Origin of the sequence: Fodinicurvata halophila (genome assembly GCF_042651425.1) — a bacterium.
Lineage (GTDB): Bacteria > Pseudomonadota > Alphaproteobacteria > Kiloniellales > DSM-21159 > Fodinicurvata > Fodinicurvata halophila.
The window spans coordinates 712616-739113 of record NZ_JBHSCW010000001.1 but is presented as its reverse complement, the minus strand read 5'-3'; the positions used below and the strand labels follow the sequence as shown (position 1 = coordinate 739113).

The following is a 26498-nucleotide window of genomic DNA, read 5'->3' as shown; positions in this document are numbered from 1 at the left end:
GTCCAGCGGTTCCGGCCATTTCCAGGCCGCCGCGAGTCATGCCAGGTCGCTGGCCAGCCGTTGCAGGGCAGCCAGGGGATCCTTCGCGGCGGTCACCGGCCGGCCGATGACCAGGCGGTCGGCACCGGCGGAGATCGCCTCGCCCGGCGTCATGGTGCGTTTCTGGTCGCCGCTGTCGGCCCAGTCGGGTCGGATGCCGGGCACCACCAGGCGGAAGTCCGGCCCGCAGTGCCGGCGCAGGTCCGCGAGTTCACGCGGACTGCAGACGACGCCGTCGAGGCCGCAGTCCTGGGCCAGGCGGGCGAGGCGCAGTACCTGTTCGCGTGCCGGACCGGCCTGGCCGACCTGGTCCAGGTCGCTGTCGTCCAGGCTGGTCAGGACGGTGACCGCGATCACCCAGGGCCGCGGTGCATCGAAGGCGGTTGCCGCTTCGTCGGCGGCCTGGGCGGCCGCCCGCATCATGGCCGCGCCGCCGGAGGCATGGACGTTCACGATGGCGGGACGCAGCTGCAGCGAACTGCGGATGGCGCCGGCCACGGTGTTGGGAATGTCGTGAAACTTGAGATCGAGAAACAGCGGGTAGCCGTCGGTTACCTCGCGCGTGCCGACAGGGCCATGGGCGGTGAAGAACTCCTTGCCGATCTTGAAGCCGGCGGTGCGCGGCCCCTTGCCCAGCGTGCGCACCAGGTGTCGCGCGCCGAGGGGATCGGAGGTGTCGAGGGCGATGAATACGGACTCCAGTCCGTCTGTCATGACATTGTCTCGCTGCCAGGGCCTGCAGTGGTGCAGGCGACCATGAATCCGGGGTCAGGACAGGCGCTGCAGCACCTGTTGCGCGGCGGCGTAGTCCTCGAGCGCCGTGCCCACGGACTTGAAGAGCGTCAGTTCGCTGTCGTCCCGCCGCCCCTGGACTTTGCCGCGGGACAGCTCGAAGAGGTCGGCCACCACGTCGGACTTGGTGATCGCTCCGGCTTCCATCGGCTGGACGATGTCCCCGCCTTCCTTCAGTGCGCCGGCATGGGTGTCGACGAAGATGCGGCAGCGCTGGACGGCCTCGTCATCGCTCTCGCGCATGTCCGGCTTGAAGGCCCCCACCAGATCCAGGTGCTGGCCCTCCTGCATCCAGGCGCCGCGGACCAGGGGCTCGCGGCTGAGGGTGGCGCAGGAGATCACGTCGGCCCACTGGACACCGGCCTGCAGCTCCTCGACGGCCTCGACCTTGAGCGTGTTGCTGTCCAGGGAGCTGGCCAGCTTGTCGGCCTTCTCGGGATTGCGGCCCCAGATCTTCACTTCGCGGATGGGGCGCACGCTGGCGTGGGCCTCGATCAGGTGCGGCGCCAGCGCGCCGGTGCCGACCATCAGCAGGCGGTGGCTGTCCGCGCGGGCCAGGAAGTGCGCGCCCAGGGCCGAGGCGGCAGCAGTGCGCCGGACGGTCAGCATCTGCCCGTCGATCAAAGCCTCCGGTTCGCCCGTCACCTCGTTCATCAGCAGGTAGACGCCCATGATCGCCGGCAGGCCGCGATCGGCATTGCCCGGCGTGACGCGCACAATCTTGACCCCTGTGGGGCCATGGGTGTCCCAGGCCGGCATCAGCAGCAGGGTGGCATCCTGTTCGCCGGGGCGGGGGATGGAGTGATGGTGGCGGACCGGAACTTCGGCATCGCCGGCGAAGGCGGTTTCGAGGCTTCGCACCAGCGAGGGGAAATCGAGGCTGTTGCGGGTGTCGTCCGCAGATACCATGCGCATCAGGCGGGTCTCTCCTTCCTGTCCGGTCTAGCGGCCGCCGGCGTCCGAACCCGGCAGGCGCGATGAGGTCGGGGACGGGCTTTCGCGACCCCGGCGCAGGTCCTCAATCTGGCGCTCGAGCGCCCGCAGCTTCTCGTTCTGCTGGCGCTTCTCGCGCCGCCGGGCGGCGTGGGCGGAGAACCAGGCCAAGAGGCCGCCGATCAGGAAGCCCAGAAAGAGGGCCAGCAGGATGACCAGAAAAAGCGGTGCCTGGAGCTGGATCCCGAAGGGCCAGATCAGCACGTCGACGTCCTGCCTGTTCACCACGGCAAAGACCACGCCGATGATGAGCAGGGGAATGGAAATGATCCAGCTCAAACGCTTCACAGCAAATCCGCCTTGTTCTCGGATGTGCGCCGGGCCGGTGGCGGCCGGCGGACGATCATTCGTTCAGCCGCTCGCGCAGCTGCTTTCCGGTCTTGAAATAGGGTACGGACTTCGCCTCGACCTGCACGGCCTCGCCGGTCCGCGGGTTGCGGCCGACACGGGCATCCCGCTGCTTGGTGGAGAAGGCGCCGAATCCGCGCAGTTCGACCCGGTCTCCCCGGCTAAGGGCGTCGGCGATTTCCTCGAAGATCGTGCTGACGATGCGCTCTACATCGCGGTGGTAGAGGTGCGGATTCATCTCCGCTATGCGTTGAATCAGCTCGGATTTTGTCATGCTTCTTTCCGCCCCCCAGAGATGCCTGAGTGCCGCATTCCCGTAAAAAGAGAACCCATGCAGGGTTGCCTTGAAAATCTGCCAGACTGCGCTCGGAAGGTCAAGGAATATCCTTGCATAACAAGTAGATAGTTTATGGCTTCCGTGGAGCGGTTCCAATTCGCGCCGGCTTTCGGCAAGCCATGGTTTTCAGCTGCCATCCAGGCCTGAAGCGGCGGGCGGGTCGTCCCTGACAAGAATAGCGGGGCGTGGAGAAAACTCCACGCCCCGCTCTGTTCGGCAACAAGGGACAGTCCAGCTTCAGCTGTCCTTGTCTTCCTTGTCCTCCGTATCCTCCGTGTCGTCCTCGGCGCTTTTCGTCTTGGTCGACTTCTTCTCGCCGTCCTCGGCTTCGGCCTTGGCCTGGGACAGGGCGGCTCCGAGAATGTCGCCGAGGCTGGCTCCGGATTCGGTGGAGCCGTACTCGGCCATGGCCTGTTTCTCCTCCGCGATCTGCAGCTGCTTGATCGAGAGGTTGATGCGGCGGGTCTTCTTGTCGACCGTGGTCACCTTCGCGTCGACCTTCTCGCCCACGGCGAAGCGGTCCGGACGCTGCTCGGCCCGATCGCGGGAGAGTTCCGCCTTGCGGATGAAGCCGGTGGCACCATCGGCCAACTCCAGCTCGACGCCGTTGTCGTTGACCTCGGTGACCGTGCCGGTGACCGTGCTGCCCTTGCGGATGCCTTCGCTGGCGCTCTCGAAGGGGTCGGATTCAAGCTGCTTGACGCCCAGCGAGATACGCTCCTTCTCGACGTCCACTTCCAGCAGCTTGACCTTGATGACCTGGCCCTTCTCGTAGTCCTGGATGGCGTCCTCGCCCGGACGGTTCCAGTCCAGGTCGGAGAGGTGGACCATGCCGTCGATCTCGCCCGGCAGGCCAACGAACAGACCGAATTCGGTGATGTTCTTGATCTCGCCTTCCAGTTCGGAGCCGACGGGATAGTTCTCCAGAAGCTCTTCCCAGGGATTGGCCTGGACCTGCTTGAGGCCCAGCGAGATGCGGCGCTTTTCCTCGTCCACGTCGAGAACGACGACTTCCACCTGCTGGGAGGTGGAGACGATCTTGCCCGGATGGACGTTCTTCTTGGTCCAGCTCATCTCGGAGACGTGCACCAGGCCTTCGATGCCGGCTTCCAGCTCCACGAAGGCGCCGTAGTCGGTGATGTTGGTCACGCGACCCTCGAACTTGGCGCCGACCGGGTACTTGGCAGCCACGCCTTCCCAAGGGTCGGCCTCCAGCTGCTTCATACCCAGGCTGATGCGCTGGGTCTCGGGGTTGAAGCGGATGATCTGCACCTGCACCTGCTGGCCGATGGCGAGCGCTTCGGAGGGATGGTTGATGCGCTTCCAGGAAATGTCGGTGACGTGCAGCAGGCCGTCGACGCCGCCCAGGTCCACGAAGGCGCCGTAGTCGGTGATATTCTTCACGACACCGGTCAGAATCTGGCCTTCCTGCAGGTTGGCGATCAGCTCGCTGCGCTGCTCGGCGCGATCCTCCTCGAGCACTGCACGGCGCGAGACGACGATGTTGCCGCGGGCGCGGTCCATCTTGAGGATCTGGAAGGGCTGCGGGGTGTGCATCAGTGGGGTGACGTCGCGCACCGGACGAATGTCGACCTGGCTGCCGGGCAGGAAGGCCACGGCGCCGGAGAGATCGACGGTGAAGCCGCCCTTGACGCGGCCGAAGATCGTGCCGGTCACGCGCTTGCTGTCGTCGAAGGCCTTCTCGAGGTGGTTCCAGGACTCCTCGCGGCGGGCCTTGTCGCGGCTCAGCATCGCCTCGCCGTTCTTGTCCTCCATGCGCTCCAGGTAGACCTCGACGTCGTCGCCGATCTTGAGTTCGCTGTCTTCGCCGGCCTTGGCGAATTCGCGCAGCGCGACGCGGCCTTCGGACTTGAGGCCAACATCGATGATGACGCTTTCACCTTCGATATTGACGACACGCCCCTTCAGGACCGTGCCTTCCAGCGAGCCGACCTCGCCGAGGGATTCCTCGAGCAGGGCGGCGAATGATTCTTTCTCTTGCGGCTGAGCCGCAGTGTTGGTGGCCATAGTGGTTCCTTTCGGTTCAGTGTTCAGGCCAGCCGGTTGGCTCCGGCGGTCTTCCCGAAATCCTCTCGGGCTTATCGTTGCTGGATGTCTGTTCTTCCTGTCTTCTCGGCGATGATCCGCAGCGCTTGCGCGAATACCTCGTCGGCGTTCAGGGCCGTCGTATCCAGAGTTACGGCATCCTCGGCCGGCCTGAGCGGGGCCGCCGTCCGGCGGCTGTCCCGTTCATCGCGGGCCTTAATGTCTTCCAAGACGCGCGCGTATATAGACTCCACGCCGCTTTCCTGCAACTCCTTATGCCGTCGTTCGGCCCGGGCCTCGGGCGTGGCGGTCAGGAAAAGCTTGGCATCGGCATGGGGACAGACGACCGTTCCCACGTCGCGCCCGTCCAGCACCGCGCCCGTCTTGCCCCCGGGGGGAGAGGCGGTGAAGCGACGCTGGAACTCCAGGAGAGCCTGCCTGACATCGGGCTGGACGGCAACCTCGGAGGCAGCTTCCGAGACGGCCTCCCGGCGCAGGTCGGAGCGTTCCAGGTCAGCGGGATCCAGGTTGCGCGCGGCGTTCAGTGCTGCCTGCCTGTCGTTCGCGGCTGCGCCCGCGTCGAGCAGGCGGGCCCCCACGGCCCGGTAGATCGAGCCGGTGTCCAGATAGGCGTAGCCCATGGCCTCCGCCAGCCGGCGGGCCAGCGTGCCCTTGCCGGCGCCGGCCGGTCCGTCGATGGCGATGATCATGCCACGGCCCTCCCTCACGTCGTGCCGTCGCCGCGCAGTCCGGCGCCCAGGCCGCCCATGGCCTCGGTGAAACCGGGAAAGGAGGTGTTGATGGGGCCGGCATCATCGACGCTGACCGCGCGTTCGGCGCAGAGTCCCATGACCAGGAAGGACATGGCGATGCGATGATCCAGGTCGGCCTCGATGGTGGCGCCGCCCGGCGGGCGGCCGCCGCAGCCGTGGATCGCCAGGCTGTCCCGGCCTTCCTCGACCTCCACGCCGCACGCTTGCAGCCCGCGTGCCATGGCGGCCAGGCGGTCGCTCTCCTTGACGCGCAGTTCGGCCAACCCCTCGAGGCGTGTGGTTCCTTCGGCGCAGGCGGCCGCGACGGCCAGGATGGGATACTCGTCGATCATGGAGGGTGCGCGTTCCGCCGGCACCGTCACGGCCTGCAGCCGGCCGGCCCGCACGCGCAAGTCGGCTACAGGTTCGCCGGCCTCCCGGCGGGCGTTCTCCTCCTCCAGCTCGGCGCCCATTTCGCGCAGGGTCCGGAACAGGCCCGTGCGCAGCGGGTTCATGCCCACGGCGGGCAGCGTGATCTCCGAGCCGGGCAGCAGCAGGGCGGCAACCAGCGGGAAGGCGGCCGAGGAGGGGTCGGCCGGAATGTTGACCGGCGCGGCGGTCAGCTCAGCTTCGCCGGTGAGTATGACATGGCGCCCGTCCTCACCGTCGCCGACCTCCACCGCGGCGCCGAAATGGCGCAGGATGCGTTCGCTGTGATCGCGGGTGGGCTCGGGTTCGACCACGGTGGTCTTGCCCGGCGCGGCGATGCCGGCCAGCAGGATGGCCGACTTCACCTGGGCGGAGGCGACCGGCAGGCGATAGGTGACGGGCATCAGGGCCTGGGGGCCGCTGACCGTCAGTGGCAGGCGGCCGCCTTCACGGGCGACGAAGCGCACGCCCATCTGCTCCAGCGGGCGCATGATCCGGGCCATGGGGCGGCGGCGCAGGGATGCATCGCCGGTGAAGACCGCATTGATCGCCTGGCCCGCAACCAGGCCCATGGCGAGGCGCGCGCCGGTGCCGCTGTTGCCGAAATCCAGGACGTCGTCGGGTTCGCGCAGGCCGCCCACGCCACGGCCCCAGACCTGCCAGAGCCCGTCGACGTCCCGCGTGATCTCTGCCCCCAGCGCGCGCATGGCGGCCGCGGTGTTGAGCACATCCTCGCCTTCCAGCAGGCCCGAGATCGAGGTCCGGCCGACGGCGAGGGTTCCCAGCATCAGGGCGCGATGGGAAATGGACTTGTCCCCGGGCACCTGGAGAGTGCCGGACAGGGCCTCGGAGGGGTGGGCGGTCAGCGATGCCACGCTCTATAGTTCCGGTTCTGTTGACAGGCTGTTTACCGCCGGGTCTTTAGCATGACCGCCGGTGCATCCCAAGCCTTCCGCTTCGTGTCGAAGGCGAATTGCCGACTTTCCGCTCGGAAGGTGTTTGACAGGGCACGGGGAGCATGGCAAATGCGCGCATCCTGATTGACCAGACGTCACGGAGGTAGGTGTGGCCAAGCCGGAATGGGGCACGAAACACCAGTGTCAGAGTTGCGGGACGAAGTTCTACGACATGCTTCGCAGCCCAATCGTTTGCCCGTCCTGCGGCACCGAATTCGATCCCGAGGCCCATCTGCGCGGCAAGCGTGGTAAGGGCAGCGGCGGCACGCGTGCCAAGGCGGTCGAGAAGGAAGCGCCGGCACCGGCAGAGACTGAAAAGCAGGACGAGGATATCGACCTGGAGAGTGACCTGGACCTGGAGGTCGAGGACGACACGCTCGAGGATGCCTCGGACCTGGGCGACGAGGACGACCTGGGCAAGGTCGGCGGGGACGACGAGGACGACAAGAGCTGATTCACGGGCGTTTCGGGACGTCGCAAACCCGGTGCCACGGGCTTGATTTTTCCCTTGCCAAGACCCGGAACGCCTCGTAGTTTCCCAGCCCGCAGCCGCCGGAAACGGCAGGCATATCCCAAGGATGGGGCCGTAGCTCAGTTGGGAGAGCGCTACAATGGCATTGTAGAGGTCCGGGGTTCGATTCCCCGCGGCTCCACCAATCTTTTCAATTACTTAGCTTTCCGACGCGTAGTTCTCTTTTGTACAAGTGAACCTGTGTCGATCTCCAGGGCGCTGGCCGTGCAGCGTTCAGCAGACGATTATTGCTTTTCGGTATCGTTTTCTCACCGTTGGCCACACCGTCCTCGATAACGAACTCGGGTTATCGAGGACAGCCCTATCATAAAATCAAACTGGAACGACGATTTTCACGGATAACGAATTTTCCTGAGGATAAAAATGACTGATATACCTGAACAGGAATTCCGTAAATCTGATCCTTTAGCCGGGATATAGGTCACACAGGCGGAGACAGGCTTACCAGGGCCAGGTGCATTCCCTGTACGAGCGCGATCACCAGGATCAGAGCAACTGGGTAGACCGACGAGTAGGCAACAATGGGGCGCTCGGAGGCGTCCACTTTGCGGATGACGTCGAGGCCGGGTGTAAAAGTCATGCCGCCACAGATGACGCCGAAGCACTCACTGATGGGGATGCGCAGCATATAGTGGCCGACGAGGAAACTGGCCGCCATCGGCACCACGGCGAAAAGGATGGCGTAGAGGGCGTAGTACACCGCTTCGAAGCCCAGCGATTCGACGAAGCTCTGGCCGGTCTCCAGCCCCACCTGGACGAAGAAGAGCGCCAGGCCAAGTTCTTTCAGCACCGCTGTGGCGTTGCGTGGAAAGCGGCCGATGAAGTTCCCGATGCGGCCGAAATGGCCGAAGATCAAGCCTGCTACCAGTGCGCCGCCGGCGATGCCAAGAGAGAACTGTCCGAGTCCGGGCATTGGCACCACAACGCCGCCGATGGCAAAGGCGAGGAAAAGGATCGCAGCGAGCGAGCCGATATCAACGCGTGGCTGCACTGTGTGGTGCTTGTGGCCGAGGAAGATCTCAAGCTGGTCGAGCTGGTAGGGTGTGCCCACCGCCACCACGACGTCGCCATAGGCGAGCGGCTGGTCCTCCACCGGCACGAACTCGATGTTGGCGCGAATGATCCGCGTCAGTGTCGCGTTGAACCTGAGCCTTATACCCAGGTCGTGCAGCGACCTGTTCACTACGGAGATGTTCTCGACGACGATGGAGCGGGTGTCGAGCTCGGAATTTTCGTCGAAGGTCTCCTGCACCTCCTCTCCGATCTCCGCACCGGCGCTGGCGACATTCTCAGGAATCCCCTCCACACGCAGGAGGTCGCCGCGTTGCAGCACCGTGCTTCCGCTGGCGCCACGGACGGAGAGGTCGCGCAGGATACCTGAGACCACCACGTCGTGGCGCTTCAAGACTTCGGCGTCTCGGATAAGTTGGCCGTGCAGGTCGTCGTTCTCCAGCTTGAAGACGGCTGAATGCAGGTGACTGCGCTCGCTAAGCTCCGCGGCCACCTTGTCCCGGAGAACGCGTACCGAGATGCTGATGAACAGAATGACGCCGAGGAGACCGAAGGGATAGGCGACGCCGTAGCCGAAGATTACCTCGTCCTCCGGACTGAACTGCAGCGCGCTGATGAGCGCCGGGCTGGAAGTGAAGGAGCCGGCAAACAGCCCGAGGCCGATGCCGATGGGCACGCCGGTCAACGCGATGATGGCGACGGTATTGACGCCGGAGACGGCCAGCAGCACCAGGACATTGGCGATGTAGCGCCGGCCGTGCTGCTTGAAGGCGCGGAAGAAGCTCGGCCCTGCCTCTAGGCCAACGCAGAGCAGGAACAGGACGATGCCGAGATTGGCCAGGATCGCCACCGGTTCAAACTGAAAGAAATAACCCGCAACCATGGCGGCGATCAGCACGCCGCTGGAGCCGAAGCCTACACCTTTGATCGTCAGGTTGCCGAAGGCGATGCCGAGCAACGCCAAAAGAAACGTTACCAGAAGCTCCGTTCTCTGAAAGTAGATCTCCAACGCGATAAGGTTTTCGGCTTCAGGCAACAAACCAACCTTTCTATCTCATCGACCAAACAGCGCCGCTCAACCCGGCTAGACGCAGCTTCTTATCTCCTCGTACATAACGGCACAGCCGCAGAACCTCAGTCTCACTTGAGCTTTTTGGCCCTTTTAGAAGTCGGAAGCTGGGCCCACCGCGATCAGGACTCTGGCCATTAGGTTCGAGACTAATAACCAGTAACAGCCGACATTTCTTGCTTGGAACGGCGAACGGCACGGTATCGGGCAAACCTGAAATTGGCAAATCCGATCGGTGCAACGCGCATGCCTTGGGTGATTGGGTTTGAGCAGCTCTGCGGATGATCGCGATATACGGTGCGGCCGGTACGTCGTCCAGGTAGCAGACAAACTCTGGAGCTGGTTCGGAAAAGCTTCGCCCATCATGCCTCCGCATATGCCCATTCATCAGCGCGCTGGAACCGCCCTACTGCGCGACCCACGCCAGCGCAAATAGGAAGGTTTGCAGCGTGAAGTCGGCAAGATTGCCGGCGAGCAGGAAGAACAGCCACGCGATTAGCGCCAGCAGCGCGACCTGCAACAGCCAGGATTACAAAGGTCACGGCTGCACCTCTGGCAACCTGATGTCGGTGACGTTTGCGAGATAGAAGGGGAAATACTTATCAGTGCCAAACATGTTGCCGGCCTCGACCCGGAATGGCAGGCGGTAGCCATCCACCTCACGGAAGTCCGACATGAAGGCGCCGAAGGGCTGCAGCCTGTGTACCTTGCCCGGGTTTGCGTTGCTCCAGCGCTGAAATGAAACTTCAACAGGGCGCCCCTCCTGATCGACGGTGACATCGACCGCCTGTTCGAGTTCCCCATGCGTAATGGTCACGCGGGCGGTATCCTGGTCCACTGCTGACCATGTAATGCCCGGTCCGGGCAACAGCGCCGCAGGCGCCCAGATTACGGCCTCCGCGACATAGCGCCCGAAGGCTGAGCGGGTATGGTCGGGATCACCGCCGCAGCGCGCGACAGGGATCAATCCGAATACCCGGAACCGTGTCCAGCTGGCCGAATCCGATCCCGATACGGGCATGCCCCCGCGCATGCGCATCGACCAAACAAAACCCTCGGGCGCAGCGAGGATTTGGCGCGCTTCCATCGGCTGATAGTGCGGCTCGTTTTTGGTCCCAAGGCTGAACTGACCCGTCATCTCGATAACAGCGACTGGCAGAAGCGGCGCTCCCGTAAAAATGGTATAAGCGAAGTATCGTTGGGCAGGTCTGGGCAGGTCGGCCAACATCTCCGGATCGAAGATCTCAGGATCCTCAGGTTGTAGCGCAGCCAGCCTGTTCCACTCAGAACGATCAGCCCGTCGATCCAGCAGCGACAGGACCATCAGGGAAATGAGGCCGAGAACCAACGCTGCAAAAAATGCGAAGATGAAGTTCATTACAGCCCTTCTCCCCAAGTCTTCCCGGCGCTGGCCATCAGGCTCGAGACTTATAATGAATAACAATTTATAGTTATCGTTCGAAGCGGCGAATGGCACGGTATCGGGCAAACCTGAAATTGGCAAATCCGTCCGGTGCTACGTCTATCCCCTGGGTGATTGGGGTTGAGCGGCTCTATGGATAATGGTTCGTCGTCCAGGTAGCAGACAGAGTCCGCAGCCGCTTCAAAGATGCAGACGGCCGCATATGCCCGTACCTTCAAGGTGGAACGGGCCCACCCGTGATCGCAGTGCCGAGCCTCTGCGAATTATCGGACTGACCGCCTTCATGTGCGTTGCGATCAGCATTGCTTCGGGGGCCGCGCAGCTGGCCGACAGAACAGCCTCTTTCGCAAGAACGCGGATCAGAGGTTATGCCTTTCGCCAAGGCGGCTTCATTGGTTCGCGAATTCCCGGGCCTGCTCGCGAAGGGCGAATTTCTGGATTTTTCCGGTCGAGGTCCGCGGGATCGGCTTGAAGACGAAGTGGCCTGGCACCTTGTAGCGGGCCAAATGGGCGCGGCACCACTCGCGCAGCGTTTCGGCATCCGCCTGTTCGCCTCCGCCCAGTTCGATGAAGGCACAGGGTGTTTCCCCCCATTTGTCGTGCGGCATGGCCACGACGGCGGCAACCTTGACGGCAGGGTGCCGGTAGAGCACTTCCTCGATCTCGATGGAGGAGATGTTCTCGCCGCCCGAGATGATGATGTCCTTCGAACGATCCTTGAGCTGGATGTAGCCATCCGGGTGCATGACGCCGAGATCGCCGGAATGGAACCAGCCACCCGCGAAGGCCTTCTGCGTGGCCTCGGGATTGCGGAAATAGCCCTTCATCACGACGTTGCCGCGAAACATGACCTCGCCCATGGTCTCGCCATCGCGCGGCACCGGCTGCATCGTTTCTGGGTCGAGGACATCCAGCTGCTCCAGCGGCAGGTAGCGCACACCCTGACGGGCCTTGAGCCTGGCCTGTTCGGGCGCTGGCAGAGCCGACCAGTCTTCGTGCCAGTCATTCACGACGGCAGGACCGTAGGTTTCCGTCAGCCCATAGAGATGCGTCACTTCGAAGCCGGCTGCCTTCATGTCCGTCAGAACTCTTTCGGGCGGCGGTGCGGCTGCGGTCAGGAACTGCACGCTGTGATCCAGCCGGCGCTTGCTGGCCTCCGGAGCCGAGATCATCAGCGACATGACGACAGGCGCGCCACAGAGATGGGTGACGCCGTGGTCAGCAAGAGCGTTCCAGATCGGCTCGGCTTGCACCTGCCGCAGGCAGACATGCGTGCCGATGATCGTTGACAGCGTCCAGGGAAAGCACCAGCCGTTGCAGTGGAACATCGGCAGCGTCCAGAGATAGACGGCGTGTTTGCCCATCGATGCCGTCAGTGCATTGCCCTGCGCCAGAAGGTAGGCGCCGCGGTGATGCGAGACCACGCCCTTGGGATCGCCCGTGGTGCCGGAGGTGTAGTTGATGGAGATCGCGTCCCACTCGTCCTCGGGCATGAGCCAGGCAAATTCGGGATCTCCACCGGCCAGGAACGCATCGTAGTCGATCGCATCGACAGAGGTCCCGGGGCCGTCGAACTCGGGATCGTCGTACTGGATCACGAACGGATCGGCTTCCGCGCGGGCCAGCGCCTCCTGCATCAGCGGCATGAACTCGCGATCCACGATGACGATCTTCGACAGGGCGTGATCGAGCTGAAAGGCGATGGTGGCGGCATCGAGACGGGTATTGATGGAGTGCAAGACTGCGCCGCACATCGGAACGCCATAGTGGCATTCGAGCATGGCCGGGGTGTTCGCCAGCAGCGCGGACACCGTATCGCCGCGCCCGATCCCCTTCTGCGCCAGGGCGGAGGCGAGTTGTCGCGAACGGCTGTAGAACGCGGCATAACTGCGGCGGAGGGGGCCGTGGATGATCGCCGTATGATCCGGAAAGACGTCGGCCGCGCGCGCCAGGAAGGTCAGCGGGGTCAGGGGCTGATGATTCGCGGGGGTGCGGTCCAGTCCGGTGTTGTAAGGATTCGGCTGCATCGGATCATGCATCCTGTCCCTCATGAATCAGTCCATTGGGGCTCACGCTTCTCGATGAAGGCCTCGATGCCTTCCCGGGCATCGCCGGCCAGCATGTTCTCGACCATCACCTTCGAGGCATAGTCATAGGCCTCGGCCAGGGACATCTCTCGCTGAGCGTAGAAGGCGCGCTTGCCCGTGGCGAGTGTCATGCTGGACTTGGACGCGATCTTGCGTGCCATGTCGAGCGTCGCCTCGTGCAGGGCATCGGGAGGAACCGCCTTGTTGACCAGCCCGATCTCTGCCGCACGTGCCGCCGAAACCATGTCCCCCGTCAGCAGCATCTCCATGGCGTGCTTGTTTCCGACATTGCGCGAGAGGGCGACCATGGGCGTGGAGCAGAACAGGCCGATACGGACACCGGGCGTGCCGAACTGGGCCGTTTCCGCCGCGATGGCCAGATCGCAACTGGCCACAAGCTGACAGCCGGCCGCAGTCGCGACTCCTGCGACCTCGGCAATGACCGGTTTCGGGCAGGCCACGATACCCTGCATGACGTCAGAGCAGGTTTCCATGATCTGTGCAAAATAGGCCCGCCCGCCATCAGGCTTGGCGCGACCCGCCGTCATTTCCTTCAGGTCGTGACCGGCACAGAAGGCCGGGCCGTTCGCGGCGAGAATGATGACCCGGACAGAGCTGTCGGCACCGGCTTCGGCAATGGCCACACCCAGGTCCGTCAGCATTGCTTCGGACAGCGCGTTGCGTCGTCCGGGGTCGTTCAGGGTAAGGCGCAGGATGCCGTCCGCATCCAGCTCGCGGGAGAGGATTTCGCTTTCGGTCAAGGCTCGGCTCCTTCGTCGGAACTAAAGTGCGTCGGAACTAAAGGATGTTGATCTCGACGCTGTCCGCCAGGCTGTTGGCGATGAGGCAGTCGCGGTGCGCGCGGTCCTGCATCTCTTCCAGTTTCGCCGACTCTACCGTGAAGCCGCTGTCAAAGTGAACACCCGGATGAAGGTCGATGCGTGCGAGCGACATCTGTCCCCTGGCGCGCTTGGCATTGCTGTGCCCCGGGCCTGGCTCTGAGTGCCTTGACGCGAAGCCCTTGACTCCGGGTCGCACATGAATGTTCTCTATATGTTCTCATCCAAGGAACAGAGGCATCATGCGCAAACCGGAGACCATCGAGCGGCTTTATCTGGATTTCGACGGCTTCTTTGCGGCCGTCGAGCAACAGGCGGACAGGCGCCTGCGCGGCCGACCCATCGGTATCGTTCCCTTCGACGGCACCGACCGGACGACGGTGATTGCCTGTTCGCGGGAAGCCAAGGCCCGGGGCGTCAAGAACGTCATGCCGGTGCGCGAGGCCCGGCGGCAATGCCCCGGCCTGGTCCTGGTGCCCCAGAAACCCGACCTCTATCGCCGGGCGCACAATGCCCTGCTCTCGGAGATCGAGACCGTCATTCCCATCGATGCCGCCAAGTCCATCGACGAGCTGACCTGCCGCCTCGACGTCGCCGACCGGCAGGACCCGGCGGACCTGGCGCGCCGGGTCAAGGCGGCGATCCGGGATAACATCGGCCCCTGGATCACCTGCTCCATCGGCTTTGCGGCCAACCGGCAGCTGGCGAAGATCGCCTGCAAGGAAGGCAAGCACAGCGAGGGCCGTTATGGCGACGGGCTGGCCGTATGGCACCCGGAGGACATGCCGGCCCCGTTGTTTGCCGTGCCGCTTGCCGACATCCCGGGCGTCGGCAGCAACATGAGGGCGCGTCTTCAGTGCGCCGGCGTGGTCACCACGGAAGAGCTCCATGCCCTGCAGCCCAAGCAGATGCGCAAGCTCTGGGGCAACGTGACCGGCGAGCGCCTGTGGTACGCGCTGCACGGCTATGACATCCAGGCCCAGCCGGCCGCGCGCGGCATGTTCGGCCACGGCCGTGTCCTGCCGCCGGAGTCGCGCACGATCCCCGCCGCGCGCGAGATCTCCCGCCTGCTGCTGACCAAGGCGGCGCGGCGCCTGCGGCGCGAGAACTACTATGCCGGCGGGCTCTGGCTCTGGCTGTCCGTCCGCGACGGAACCTGGCTCGGCAAGACGCACCTGCCCATCGTGCGCGACGACCAGGCCGTTCTCTCGGCGTTGTCCGGGCTCTGGAAGCAGGTGGAGCAGGCCTATCCCCGTGGGGTGATGATCTTCCGCGTGGGCGTGACGCTCTATGACCTCTCGCCCGCAAGCGAACGCCAGCTCGACCTGCTGCAGCGCGACGACAGGGTGCGCCAGCGCTGGGAGCGGATCAGCCAGGCCATCGACGAACTGAACGCGCGCTATGCCGGCACCGTGGTCAGCCTGGGCCACTGGAACCCGCCCCAGGGCGGCCACGTGGGCGGCAAGATCAGCTATACGCGCGTGCCATCGGCGGAGGACTTCTGGTGAGCGGCTGGAAGGAGAACATCCGCGTCGGCGACCTGGCCGACGAGCAGACGCTGGAAGCGCGTTGCCGCAAGTGCGGGCATACGCATTACCTGACGCGGGCGATCATCTGCGTGTCGCCGGAGCAGGAATTTCTGTCCATCGCCGAACTGGAGCAGGAGACGCCCTGCAAGGCCCGCGGCTGCCGCGGGCGGGTGCGGCTGTCCCTGGTGCGCCGGAACGACCTGAGCGGCTTCGTCGGTGGGCTTGCGTGACCCCAGGCAGTGTGCCGAACAGTTTTTTTTGGCTGTCATTTCTCAGTGCATTTGGCTGACCAGGCCATGCCTCGAGGTCAGTCCATCTCTACCCAGGCAAGCATTTCCGTTGAGTAGCCTTTATCCGGATTCGCAATTCCGCGATGACCCAGTTCTCGCTGCAACATTGGCTCGATATGCTCATGAAGTAGGGCTGCTCGTTCCTTAGCTTGAAATTGAGGCTGACCAGTCGGGGCCTGGAGGCATTCGAGGTACTGCTTTTCGATGCTCGGCATGCGCTTGCCCGTTCGATCCACAGCAATAGGAACCAGATGGGAGCCTGCATCTTGTTTGGAGCCAAAGGACTGCACCAACCAGATGCTGAGTGCGACTGCCTGCTTGATATTAACATTAGCCGTAGCGCCTAACGAGGATGCTTCCGTTGAGCGCCATTGGTTCAGAAGGCGATTAATGAGCGGGTGGTCAATACCAATCAGCTCCAGCTGCTCATTCTGCTGTGCAAGATCACGGTCAAACGTGCAAATCATTGGTACTGAATTTGCTTCCGCGGTGATTTTGAAACGCAGATCATCGATTTGCTGAAAACTGCCACCATTTCGCTCAACGGCAGCTTGCAAGAACGTTGTAATGCGAGACTTGCCTTCGTCAATGTTCGCAAGCGGCTTATAATCATCAAGACTAAATTGGTCCAAATCCTGAAACAGCTCGAACACTACCTTGCGTGCCTCGCTGGCATTGTTCATCGCTGCTTCCAGTTCCTGGCGAGTCCGCTTCAGTTCGGGATCGGAAAGTGCTTCCCGATAAAGCTGGTCATAACTCAATCGGTCGGTAAGCTGACCAAGAATCTGACCGCGCAGATCTTCGGCAATGTTTCCCTGTTCGTCTACCTTGCCCAAGGCGCGTGCAATCTCCTGGAGCTTGTCGGTGAGCATCAGGAAGATCCGGCCTTCGATGGTGTCGGAAAGCACCAGGTTGTAGACCTGCGCGGTCTCCTTTTGCCCGTAGCGATGGATGCGCCCGATCCGCTGCTCGACATCCATTGGATTCCAGGGCAGGTCGAAATTGAACAGTACCCGGCTGAATTGCAGGTTGATTCCCTCTCGGCCCGCTGCGGTACAGATCAACACCCTCGGACCATCGGGCCTCCTAAACCGTCTTTCTGCTGCCAGCTTCGTGCCGTGATCGCCTCCGCGCAGCACTACCACCCCTTGACCTGGATAAGCGGTGTTGATCTCTCTGGCCAGTAGATCCACCGTCGCTAGGTAAGTCGCGAATATGACCACCTTCTCGTTCGGATTCTGTTCCCACAAGGCCCCAAGTCCGCGCAACAGCTTGTCGACCTTGGTTTCCCGCTCCTGCGGGAACACCTTGAGTAAATCCGCGATGCGCAGCCTTTCTTCCGGCAAGGACAGCTCTACTGCTGTCGTCGCGGCCTCCTCGCCTTCTGCGGTTACCATTTCTGCGGATTCAGACGAAGCCACTGCCGCCAGCCGGTCCTCATCAAGCTTGCGAATCAAACGGAGCTTGAGATCTGCTAGGACACGATCGACCTCACCTCGGCCTACGGCATCATCGGCCAGACCGCTGTGCTGATGGATCAACTGGCGCGCTTCCTCCATCAGTGCCTGGTGACCGTCAATATCGAGCGCTTCATCTTTCAGAATGGCCTCGTGAATAGTCAGAGCCAACTGGCGGTGCAGCAAGGTACTGCGCACAGCCGCAAAGCTGGAAGCAGCAATCTTCTGGAAGATGGTCATCACAAAGCCCAGGGCGCGGCCTTGGTTACCCTGCTGCTTTGCGAGATTGAACCCGTCGATCAGGTACTCTCGGAGCTTGGCGTAAAAGGCCTTTTCCGCCGCACTCATGGTGAAGGATTCGGTGTGGACCCAGCGCCGCGCGAATAGCGGCGAACCGTCCGCCGTACAGGCATCGGCTTTGGTACGCCGATAGACTACCTCGTTGAGACGATGGCGCTCGTCCACCATCTCCTCGGGGCTCTTGAATAGCGTCGGATTTAGCAACTGGATCAGCATCCAGAAGCGGAAATGATCCCCCTGATGCGGTGTAGCCGAGAGCAAAATCAGATCTCGGGTATGGTCACGCAGCGCTTCAGCCAGCTTGTAGTTCTCGGTCTTTCTCACCTTGCGGCCATTCCGGTAAGCCGACAGGTGGTGCGCTTCATCGCACACCACCAAGTCCCATGGCGGCGCTTCCTTCAATCGGCTGATCCGTGCCCGGCGCTTCAACGTGTCCACGCTGGCAATCAGGCGATTATGCTTGGCGAAGGCGTTGCTTCGGCGATCGGTCACATCGCCTTCGGCGCCGAACACCTCGAAATCCAGGTTGAAGACCTCGTTCAACTCTCGATGCCAGTTGTTGACCAACCCTGCCGGGACTACCATCAAGGCACGGTCCAACTCACCGCGGCTGGCCAGCTCGCGCAGAATCAGAGCGATCTCGATGGTCTTTCCCAAACCCACCTCATCGGCGACCAGAAAGCGTCGGGGTGCAGTCGTTGCCACCTGGTGTGTCAGCACCACTTGGTGCGGCAACAGGTCGATGCGTGCCGATGTCAGTGCCGCCGCGTTCTCCATCAGCGGCAGCGCGTGTGCTTCCACATGCAGCCAGGCATCACGCAAGCGATGCGCACCGCCATCCACGTGGGCGATGATCTGCTCGGCCCGACTCGTAGCCGGGCGCAGCGATTCACCGAAAACCTGACGCTCGCCGCTCGGAAAAAAGGCGCGCACATAGCCGTTGGCGGTGAGTTGAATCACCACGCCTTCGCCAAACTCGGTATGCAGTACCCGCTGACCCGGATGGAGGCTGGGCTCGGTCATGGCTAGCACCTTCCTAGCTGATCCGCGGATGGTGCAGGCCCGCCCAGTGCTTGCCGTCATAATCGGCATTCGGGTCGTCCGTATTGAGTAAACGCTCGACCTCATTTTCCGCGCCGGAGAAAAGCAGGCGACCAATGGGCAGGCCCTCCGGTCCCGAATGACGATGGCGCCAGTAATAGGCCTCGCTGGCGCCTTTCATGCTGATGCGATTGCGACCGCTCGGCATCCAGAAGATCAACCCAGCCTGCCCCTGGTAGAAATCCTGGAACGACAGCAAGGCCTCTTTCAGGTCGGTTTCCAGCCAGCCTCTGGCATCCTCGCCATCTAGCACATCCAGGCAGCCCTCCAGCCCCGCAACTACGAGGGCATCGCTATCTGCAGCGGGTAAATCATCTGGCCAATCATCGGTCATGGTGAAGAATTGACGCAATGACACCACCTCTTCAGGCGTATTCAGGTTGGCCAGAATGCCGGCGTCCCAAAGCAGCGCAATGCCGCGGCGCGGCCAGCCTTGATTGAAGCGTGTCCTGACCATCAGTCCTCCTCTTCGCCCATGCGCTCAAACAGGTTGAGCTGTTTGACCTTCTCCTGGTTGCGCGACGCCCAGGTCTGGTAGAGCGATGCGGCGGTGGTGGCCGCATTGCGGGTGGGCGAATCGGCCCCACGGGTCTTGAACCAGGTCAGGATTGCTCCCAAGGCCGGGTGCGGTTTGAAATTGTTGTTGTTCAGAGTCTCGCTGGCGTTGATCCCGCTGCCTTCGAAACAGGCGCCGATCAAAAACATGGCCTGCTCGTAATCGCTTTGCATTCCCCGTCGGTGCCTGCCGATCCAACCCTGCGCCAATTGCAGCGGCGAGGTGAGATGGAAGATCTTCCTCTCTTCGTAAACCCAACCTCGGCTCGCAAAATCCGATGGCCCGATGCCTGTTCCGCGTAGAAATTTCTGCAACTGGTCTCGCGGCAACTGATTAATGCCATCGAATAGACGCAGCAACATGCGCGTGAAGGGTTCGGCGTTATGGGGCGGCGGCTCCTTGATACCACCTGCCTCCTCGTCCAGCAGCTGATTGATGCCCAACAAGGCCTCCAGCACCGTCATCGGCGTGTCTTGGTCCTTGTAAACCTGGCCGTAGTGGCGGGAGAAATACTCCAACGCCTTGCCGCGCCGAATAACCTGCACATCGGCCTCCGGCAAGCCTTCTTCCTGGTGATGTTCCAGCAGGTCTTGCAGATCACGCACATCGCGCAGCACCTGCCGTCGCAGCTTGGCCCAGGAAATCGCTTTGGGGTTCTCGATGCGCTTGCGGCAGACATGAATGATGTCGTATTCGATCTTGCGAGAGCCGAACTCGCCTGAGCCCTTGGTTTCATCGCTGCGGATGGGATAGGTTGCCTCCAGGTAGAAGCCTGCATCAAACAGCGATTCGAGCACGGACACCCAGGGCGCATCTTCACTGTGGTGGAAAGTGAAGCTCAGCAGGCCACCCGGTTTGAGAATCCGACTGGCCTCGCGCCAACATTCGGTGAGCAGGCGCTGGTAAAAGCGGTCAGCGTTCTCCAGGCCTGTTTCTTCATCCCGCCCCGGGTGTCGCGCCCGGTTTGCCACTGCTTCCAGTGTCTTGGGTGTGTACTCCGGCCCGAAGTACTCGGGATAGCGATCCTTCAACGCCAGGCGCAGCCAGACATAGAAGAAGTCGGAAAGCTCGGAGTAATGGAGCAGGCCGCCAAACGGAGGGTCCGTGATTACAACATCGAACGACCCATCCTCTAAGCGAGCCAAATCAGTGGATGACGAACATATGATTTCAGCATTTCCGACCAGCTGTTCCCCATTGCACACCTTCTGGCTTTTGCCTGTCAGGAATTTTTCGATGTCGCGACGCTTATGTGCAACCCAATCAGTACTTACTAGATCAGAAGGATTCTCTTTCCAATCATACGTTTCTATCAAGGTAGAAACTGATGATTTATAATTACCTCTTCCAAGATGGGCGAAAACACTATTCTCCGCCATCGTGTTTTTGGGATGGAAATTTGAGTTGCTTAGACTTGGAGCGAGGCAGTCCTGTTGCAAGTCCCAAAAGCAGAGCATATTGTTATGCTGGATATAACGATGAATGGCTGAAAGACAGTACAATCGTGTCGACAACTCATGCTCTTCCTCATTTGACCAAGTTGCTTTAAGCAACTGACTGATGACGAGTAACTGCCGCGGATTGAACATTTTCCACCAATGGGTGTATCCGTAGTTCTCACGAAGGTCACTATTAGCGATGGCCGTCATGAAACCGTAGGGCACCTCACTCCGTGGCCAATAATCCACCAAATCCGCCTCTCTTCGGTTCTCCCATTCTTGGCAGGCGGCATCAAATGTGGACGGATCACGGCCCTCAATGAAGAATCGGCCACCGTAGGCTTGTCCCTCGTCATCGCAGTGTGGGCAGTAGCCTTGCTGGGCGTAGACAGCCTCTGGAGAGGTTTTCCTCGAGGCCTTAATTGTCTTCATAACCCCCTGAACCGTGCCACAGGCACCACAGGCGTAATTGCTGCGTTTAGGCACCGTGCCGCCATCGTTGCCGGTCAGGATGACAATGCCGGTGTCCGGACAGGTGACCGATTCGGGCAGCTTGCCGCGCACCTCGATCAACTTGCAGGTCTGCGCCCTGGCCTGGTTCCAGCGCATTGAGGCTTCCACCGGGTCCTCAACGCTGCCGCCGTAGGGACGACCCTGCTCGTCCCGGGAAGCCTCGCCCTCCAGCCACTGGGGATGCACCAGCAGTGACAGCTCCACCTTCTTGCGCTTGCCCTTACCCAGCTTGCCGAAGCGCTCGGTCTTGCCGCAGCAAGGGCACTCGGCGCTTTCCGGCTCGCCGCTGTATTGATTGAGCTGAGCAACGGCGAAGGGGCGTTCCGTATTCGCCACAACGAGCGAAACGGCGGGCGCCATGCGCGCATCCCGTTCTTCCAGATCGTAATGTTCACCGCAATGGGAACAGGTGCGGGACCAAGCCTTCACCGAAAGGGTTTTCACCGCCATGACAGGGCTGGTCATGATCGGCGTGCGATGATCGCATCCTGTCACCTGGCAGGGGCCGTGCTTGGCCCAGAAGCTGTAGATGATTTCCGGGCCGTGGTAGCGGTAATCCTTACGCTCCAGCGGCGACAATGTCAGGGGATCGAAGTCCTCACCCATGACCTCGCCGGTACTGATGCGGGTCCACTGCCCCTTGTGGCCACGCGGGCACTCGCAGGCGTAGAAGGGCATGATCTGCGGTTTGACTTCGGCCTCGATCTCCGCCAGCAGCGCTTCAACCTCGCCCTTGTCCACCTGGGCCAGCTCGTTCTTGACCACGAACCACGCCACCGGGTTGAGCTCGTTGCCGACCATCTGCATGCCAAGGCGGGAACCTTCCACGACGGTGGTGCCACCGCCCATGAAGATGTCGGCCAACTTCAGGTGCTTGAAGGCGCCTTTGCGTTGGTGATTGCCGTAGTAGGCGTCCCAGACGAACTTGGCGGCTTCGGCCGGATCATCCGGGGCCTTGATGGTGGAAGCGAGGAGCATCCCTCGAAACACACTCGAGGGTCGCCGAGCCCACCACTTATTCATCGTGTATATCGCCTTCCTTCCAGCCCCCGAAGACGACTCAATTTTAGCAATCGCGTTTATCGGGACTATCGGAAAATCGACCTCAATGCACGTTGGCGGGCGATTCGGGTCAGAAAAATCCACCGTATCAAACTGCCAGTTTTGTCCGGCCCCGACCGCCTTGGCCATTTCCTCGGCCAGCCAGTCCGCCTTGTTCATGCCTCTAGCTTTCCAGGGCTTATTGTCCGCCATGTTATTTTTTCCTGCTGAGTTCGATAAACGGCACGGCGACCTCCAGTACACTCAGGCCACCGTGGGTGAGCGTGGGATAGCCGCCCTGACTTTTCCATTTCCGCCGGCCGTTGACATAGAGATGTCGCCCATGAGCGCTTTCGATGGCCAGATCAATCGGCGGCACCCAGGCGCCGGCAAGGTCATCGCCGGGAATGGCGCGGCCGCTCTTATAGCGCTCCTTCAGGTAGTCCGACTGCTCGGCGTCGCTATCGATGAACTGCCCACTTGCGGCATAACCATGGTCGGCGGTGATGATGAGACGCCGCCCGGTGGCCAGCCGCTCGACCAATGACCAGAAGGCGTCGCTGCTGAGGTGTTCCTCCACTTCCTTGGTCAGTGTTTGCAGCCCCTTGCCAGGAGCGTCGTGATCATGGAGGCGGTGATCCGGCCAGTGGTGCCAGAATATCCAGTCCGGCTCGGAGCCAATCAGCGCCGCACAATCCGCCCAAGCGATGTCCACTGACTCCGTGCGGGCGCCGGGAAAGGCGTGAGCATTCCCCGCCCCGTTGTTACTCAGCGCAGAGCGCTGAGGAAAGCCCAAGGCCTTGGAGAAAGGCGTGGTATCCGCCGGCAGCTCGGCACCAGTGGGGCGGGCCTGATGCACGTAGAAACCGTGCGCTTCTGCCTGGTGCAAAATCCATGGTGCCTCCCGCAACGAGAATGCATCCAGAATCAGGATCGCTCGCCCAGGGGAATGCTCGTTCCACCAACCAACCAACTCCTGTGATGTGCATGGGACCACTTCTTCGAAGTGTGACCACAGATCCCAGCCCGCTGTGGCAAGATAGAGATCCACATCAGCGAGTGTGCGGTCGCGCCGCAAAACTTCTGCGACGGCTTGCCCCTGAACAAGGCTTTGCGAGCAGATTTCCCAAGCATGTTCAAGAATGGCCGTCCAGGCATCTTTCGGCAAGCTGCTCTGCAGCGTTTGCACCAGCGGGAGCGGCAAGGTCATTGCCCGTCCTCCTTCTCCAGGTCTAGCGCGTAGGTCATGCCATCCGGCAATTTGCGGATCAGTTCCTGCAGCTGTGCCCCGGTCAACTGATCCACCCGGAGCGTCAACCCGCGAAGCTGCGTACCGGTGCCGATGCCCCATTGTTCGATCTTGCCCAGCAGGTTCAATGAGGACGTTGCCGGTGCGGAAAGCTGTGTAAAGTCTCCGCCGCCGCCAAAGATGCTGCCAGGAGCCGGTTGACCTGGCGCGCCTGACTCACCAGGCTTGCCCGATTGTGGTGGATCGGCAAGACCACCATGCTCGCCGGTCGGCTGCCCTGGAAAAACCGTTCCACCGGGGGGCATCGGATGGCCGGGATCTGGCTGGGTTAGCCCACCGGTGGCTGGTACGTTCTGCGGAAGCAGGATATGGGTTTCTTCCAGGTGCTTGCCTGTGCCGATTTTGCCGCGCATACGCTTGAACGCGGCTTCCTCATCCTCACCATCGTGGGCCTGCAGGTATTCCATGCCGCGTAGATTAATCGCGACCTCACCACGGGCGCACAGCCGAACAATGCGCTCCTTGACGAGCGTTTCACCAAGCCAGGGAATACAGTCCTCGCCGCCCGGGCGGGGCTCTCTCAGCTCCCGAAGCAGTTTGCTGATGGGTTCGTTGTTCGGTGCAGCCGCCAGGATGAACGCATCAAAATCCTCGGGCATGAAGAGATTCTCGCGGATGGCCTTGTCAACGGCCTCGGGAATTTTGGCACCTTCAGCCTTGTGACTCTCGATGGAAAAGCGGCAGCTCTGCGGCTTCTGAAAATTCCAGTTCGAAATGATGGCAAATCGATCAAAGCGTAACTTAAGGATGTCGCGCAGCTCCTTCTGGTATTTGGTCTGCAGCCGGCCGTATTCAGGATTTTCCTGCTTCCAGCGCTCAGCCAGATAGACGCAGCGAGCCAATATGAGAAGGTCACGGTCCAGGAAAAGATTGCTGGAACCGTCTCTGGGCAGGAGGAAGCGAACCACATTGCGGTTGATTTGCAGGTTATCTCTCAGCCATTCACCCAGTGCTGCTTCTGTATTCGCTGGTGATTCAGGCAGGACAACGATTGGAATGCGGTTGCCCCAGTTTGCTGGCGCATCACTGTCGTCCAGCTTTTCCCAAGGGTTATTTTTCCACGCCTGGGGCAGGACGATCACTCTATGGGGGAGCTCCACATCCCCGCCACCTTCCAGGACATAGCGGACCTCTTTCGCAAGATGCCAGCGGTCCTCCTCATTCTGAAAAAGCTTTTCATTGCGTGCGCTGGCAATGAGCTTGGCCTGAGGGTTTTCTTCTTCTCTAAAGATAAACCGGTTGCCGTCTTCGTGGATGTTGAAGCTGTTTTCCACGATGGAGGTTAGTTCAACCTGGAAGGCATTGTCGTCCACTGGCTGGTCGCGGGTCACATCGACATGAAGTGTGTCTCGATCAGCACCCGCCTGATTGATTTCAGCCAGAGAGCGCAGCCATAAGGCTCCGATGATCTCTTCAAGGTGGGGAAGCTTGTGGCCGCTTCCGGCTATGGCATCATTAACGGCTTCGAGATTGCGTAGCGCCTTATCCCGCAGCTTGGCATGATGTTGGTTCGCCACCGAGTCGAGCAATGCAGTGATCCCGCTGTACTCATCATCAAGCCGGAAATCCGCAGCAGTCAGAATCGGCTGCTTTTCTCCGTTGTGCTTGAAAAGGTCCGCAAGGATCCGGATCAGATCTCGTGTGCCCTGAGCACTGGTGGCAATCAGCACCTGATCTTCCAGCAGATCCATGAGGTGTGGGGCATATGGCCAGGCCTCAATAAATTCCCCGCGAATCCTCTCCTGCTCCGCAGGGGCAATATTCTTGAGGCGGAAGTACTCGTTCACGTGGGGTTCTACCAGTTCTTGAATTGCTGCGGCATCTACCTGAATTCGGTTTTCGAACAAGCGGTGCAGCAACAGCCGCAAGCGATCGGTCTTGGCGGATGGGCCTTTAAAATCGACGATGATGGGGTTCACCCGTTGAATCTGTTGGAAGGCGTCGGTATTGCCGTTCCGCACGGAAACTACCAGTACAAGATACTCCGGGTACTCCATGGCAATCTCGGAAAGCACCTGAATGAAGTTAAAAGCCCAGGTGCGCCATGGATACTGTTTGGTATTGGTTAGACCGTCATACCAAGTTTGGAATTCATCCAAGATCAACGCCGTTGGGGTGTGCTTGAACAATTCCAGTAATATCTCGTCACTTGGTACATCCGGCTTCTTATCGCCGAGCGCCTCCCATTTTCCACGACAGTAATTGCCATTTGGGTGGTTATCGAAGACAAGATCCCATAAAAACTTGTAGCGTTGCCGGTGCAAACTTTCACTGATGACATGCATGCCACCGCGCAAGGGAATTTCACCGATCTTGGCGTCGCCCAGGGTGTGGGACCAGTTATTCAGCCAGTTCCCGGTTGCCGAATGATCGGTAAATGCATGGTAGAGCACGCCCATTAGGTGCGACTTGCCCTGTCCCCTCTCGCCTTTTAGTGTGACGGGGCGTCCCTGATCAGGGCCAATGGCTTCAATGGCCTTTAGCAGATCGTGAGATGGGTAGGTAATGCGCAGGAAATCGGACGCCAAAACCTGCGTGGCGCCGGTGTTGTTCTTATTCGTCAATTCAATGGCCGTACCTTTAAGACGACGACCCTTGAATTCATCTCGCAGGCTTAGTCCAAGCATAAAAATCTCCAACTATCTTCTATTATCTCTACCAACGTGCTCATGCTTCCTACCGCTACTCATGAGGGTGGTCTAATCATTAATTGCGATATGATAACCTTCACGTAGTCAAGAACGTGTACCTTGAACGTATTGGCAATGATACGATGATCGGCGGCAGCAGTAATTCTAGATGCCTCCTTCAAGACTTAAACAATACGGAATGTTACAGGTATGGTAGTGGAGGTGTCCCTCAGGGTCCAACTTTGAGTGGCTGGGGATGTGCTGTGTAACACGGATTCCGATTAGGAGGCTGGAAGGAGAACATCCGCGTCGGCGACCTGGCCGACGAGCAGACGCTGGAAGCGCGTTGCCGCAAGTGCGGGCATACGCATTACCTGACGCGGGCGATCATCTGCGTGTCGCCGGAGCAGGAATTTCTGTCCATCGCCGAACTGGAGCAGGAGACGCCCTGCAAGGCCCGCGGCTGCCGCGGGCGGGTGCGGCTGTCCCTGGTGCGCCGGAACGACCTGAGCGGCTTCGTCGGTGGGCTTGGCATGAAAGGATCGTGCATTCCAACCAGATGCTGGAATGGCCAAAATGAAGTGTGCCTCGTGGACCTGTCAGAATAGGGTGGCAGGATGGAACTCTCTCGAGACCAACAGCGTGAACTCGAGATCGTCCATTCGTCAGCGGATGTACTG

At 61.2% G+C, this 26498-nt stretch carries 20 protein-coding genes and 1 tRNA gene; 4 read left to right on the top strand and 17 right to left on the bottom strand.

Annotated features, from left to right (window positions below; genetic code table 11):
• Positions 1-36: 36 nt before the first annotated feature.
• The 7 genes from pyrF to aroA form a co-directional block, all read right to left on the bottom strand.
• Positions 37-753, bottom strand: a complete 717-nt coding sequence (gene pyrF / locus ACFOW6_RS03410; protein WP_382420921.1) for an orotidine-5'-phosphate decarboxylase — start codon at positions 751-753, stop codon at positions 37-39.
• Between the two features lie 54 nt (positions 754-807).
• A complete protein-coding gene (locus tag ACFOW6_RS03405) occupies positions 808-1746 on the bottom strand; it encodes an ornithine cyclodeaminase family protein (RefSeq protein WP_382420920.1) in 939 nt (312 codons plus the stop codon).
• 27 nt (positions 1747-1773) lie between these two features.
• Positions 1774-2112 carry a LapA family protein gene (locus ACFOW6_RS03400; protein WP_382420919.1) on the bottom strand — a complete coding sequence of 113 codons (339 nt, stop codon included), beginning with the start codon at positions 2110-2112 and terminating at the stop codon, positions 1774-1776.
• A gap of 55 nt (positions 2113-2167) precedes the next feature.
• Positions 2168-2446, bottom strand: a complete 279-nt coding sequence (gene ihfB / locus ACFOW6_RS03395; RefSeq protein ID WP_382420918.1) for an integration host factor subunit beta — start codon at positions 2444-2446, stop codon at positions 2168-2170.
• A 300-nt stretch (positions 2447-2746) separates the two neighbouring features.
• Complete coding sequence (gene rpsA, locus ACFOW6_RS03390; protein WP_382421008.1) at positions 2747-4564, bottom strand: 30S ribosomal protein S1; 1818 nt, start codon at positions 4562-4564, stop codon at positions 2747-2749.
• 44 nt (positions 4565-4608) lie between these two features.
• Positions 4609-5265 carry a (d)CMP kinase gene (cmk, locus tag ACFOW6_RS03385; protein WP_382420917.1) on the bottom strand — a complete coding sequence of 219 codons (657 nt, stop codon included), beginning with the start codon at positions 5263-5265 and terminating at the stop codon, positions 4609-4611.
• Between the two features lie 14 nt (positions 5266-5279).
• A complete protein-coding gene (aroA, locus tag ACFOW6_RS03380) occupies positions 5280-6611 on the bottom strand; it encodes a 3-phosphoshikimate 1-carboxyvinyltransferase (protein WP_382420916.1) in 1332 nt (443 codons plus the stop codon).
• Between the two features lie 190 nt (positions 6612-6801).
• Between aroA and ACFOW6_RS03375 the strand changes: the two genes are divergently transcribed.
• Both ACFOW6_RS03375 and ACFOW6_RS03370 read left to right on the top strand, forming a co-directional pair.
• Positions 6802-7146: a TIGR02300 family protein gene (locus ACFOW6_RS03375; protein WP_382420915.1), complete on the top strand. Its 345-nt coding sequence runs from the start codon at positions 6802-6804 to the stop codon at positions 7144-7146.
• Between the two features lie 126 nt (positions 7147-7272).
• Positions 7273-7348: transfer RNA gene (locus ACFOW6_RS03370), tRNA-Ala, on the top strand.
• A 297-nt stretch (positions 7349-7645) separates the two neighbouring features.
• Here the strand turns inward: ACFOW6_RS03370 and ACFOW6_RS03365 are convergent.
• The 5 genes from ACFOW6_RS03365 to ACFOW6_RS03345 all read right to left on the bottom strand — a co-directional run bounded on the left by ACFOW6_RS03365 (position 7646) and on the right by ACFOW6_RS03345 (position 13768).
• Positions 7646-9271, bottom strand: coding sequence for an aspartate:alanine exchanger family transporter (locus tag ACFOW6_RS03365; protein ID WP_382420914.1), 1626 nt, complete (start codon positions 9269-9271; stop codon positions 7646-7648).
• A 571-nt stretch (positions 9272-9842) separates the two neighbouring features.
• Positions 9843-10682, bottom strand: coding sequence for a DUF6544 family protein (locus ACFOW6_RS03360; protein ID WP_382420913.1), 840 nt, complete (start codon positions 10680-10682; stop codon positions 9843-9845).
• A 434-nt stretch (positions 10683-11116) separates the two neighbouring features.
• Positions 11117-12754 carry an acyl-CoA synthetase gene (locus ACFOW6_RS03355; RefSeq protein ID WP_382420912.1) on the bottom strand — a complete coding sequence of 546 codons (1638 nt, stop codon included), beginning with the start codon at positions 12752-12754 and terminating at the stop codon, positions 11117-11119.
• A 20-nt stretch (positions 12755-12774) separates the two neighbouring features.
• Entirely contained in the window at positions 12775-13575 is an 801-nt protein-coding gene (locus ACFOW6_RS03350) for an enoyl-CoA hydratase (protein WP_382420911.1), read from the bottom strand.
• A 37-nt stretch (positions 13576-13612) separates the two neighbouring features.
• Positions 13613-13768, bottom strand: coding sequence for a hypothetical protein (locus ACFOW6_RS03345; protein ID WP_382420910.1), 156 nt, complete (start codon positions 13766-13768; stop codon positions 13613-13615).
• A 127-nt stretch (positions 13769-13895) separates the two neighbouring features.
• Between ACFOW6_RS03345 and ACFOW6_RS03340 the strand changes: the two genes are divergently transcribed.
• Both ACFOW6_RS03340 and ACFOW6_RS03335 read left to right on the top strand, forming a co-directional pair.
• Positions 13896-15161, top strand: coding sequence for a Y-family DNA polymerase (locus ACFOW6_RS03340; protein ID WP_382420909.1), 1266 nt, complete (start codon positions 13896-13898; stop codon positions 15159-15161).
• Positions 15158-15412 (top strand): hypothetical protein, encoded by a 255-nt coding sequence (locus tag ACFOW6_RS03335; RefSeq protein ID WP_382420908.1) that lies wholly within the window; start codon positions 15158-15160, stop codon positions 15410-15412. Before ACFOW6_RS03340 ends, ACFOW6_RS03335 begins: the two co-directional genes overlap by 4 nt.
• A gap of 77 nt (positions 15413-15489) precedes the next feature.
• Here ACFOW6_RS03335 and ACFOW6_RS03330 read toward each other — a convergent pair whose 3' ends face one another.
• Genes ACFOW6_RS03330 through ACFOW6_RS03310 form a run of 5 tightly spaced genes read right to left on the bottom strand, consistent with a single transcriptional unit; the run spans position 15490 to position 25815 of the window.
• The gene (locus tag ACFOW6_RS03330; protein ID WP_382420907.1) at positions 15490-18252 is read right to left on the bottom strand and encodes a DEAD/DEAH box helicase; all 2763 of its coding nucleotides are present in this window, start codon (positions 18250-18252) and stop codon (positions 15490-15492) included.
• Positions 18253-18265: 13 nt separating this feature from the next.
• Positions 18266-18787, bottom strand: coding sequence for a hypothetical protein (locus ACFOW6_RS03325; RefSeq protein WP_382420906.1), 522 nt, complete (start codon positions 18785-18787; stop codon positions 18266-18268).
• On the bottom strand, positions 18787-22092 hold the full coding sequence (locus ACFOW6_RS03320) for a DUF1156 domain-containing protein (protein ID WP_382420905.1): 3306 nt from the start codon (positions 22090-22092) through the stop codon (positions 18787-18789). Before ACFOW6_RS03320 ends, ACFOW6_RS03325 begins: the two co-directional genes overlap by 1 nt.
• Before the next feature lies 1 nt (position 22093).
• Entirely contained in the window at positions 22094-23089 is a 996-nt protein-coding gene (locus ACFOW6_RS03315; RefSeq protein ID WP_382420904.1) for a hypothetical protein, read from the bottom strand.
• Positions 23086-25815, bottom strand: coding sequence for a hypothetical protein (locus ACFOW6_RS03310; RefSeq protein ID WP_382420903.1), 2730 nt, complete (start codon positions 25813-25815; stop codon positions 23086-23088). The genes ACFOW6_RS03315 and ACFOW6_RS03310 overlap by 4 nt, the downstream gene beginning before the upstream one ends.
• Positions 25816-26498 lie beyond the last annotated feature (683 nt).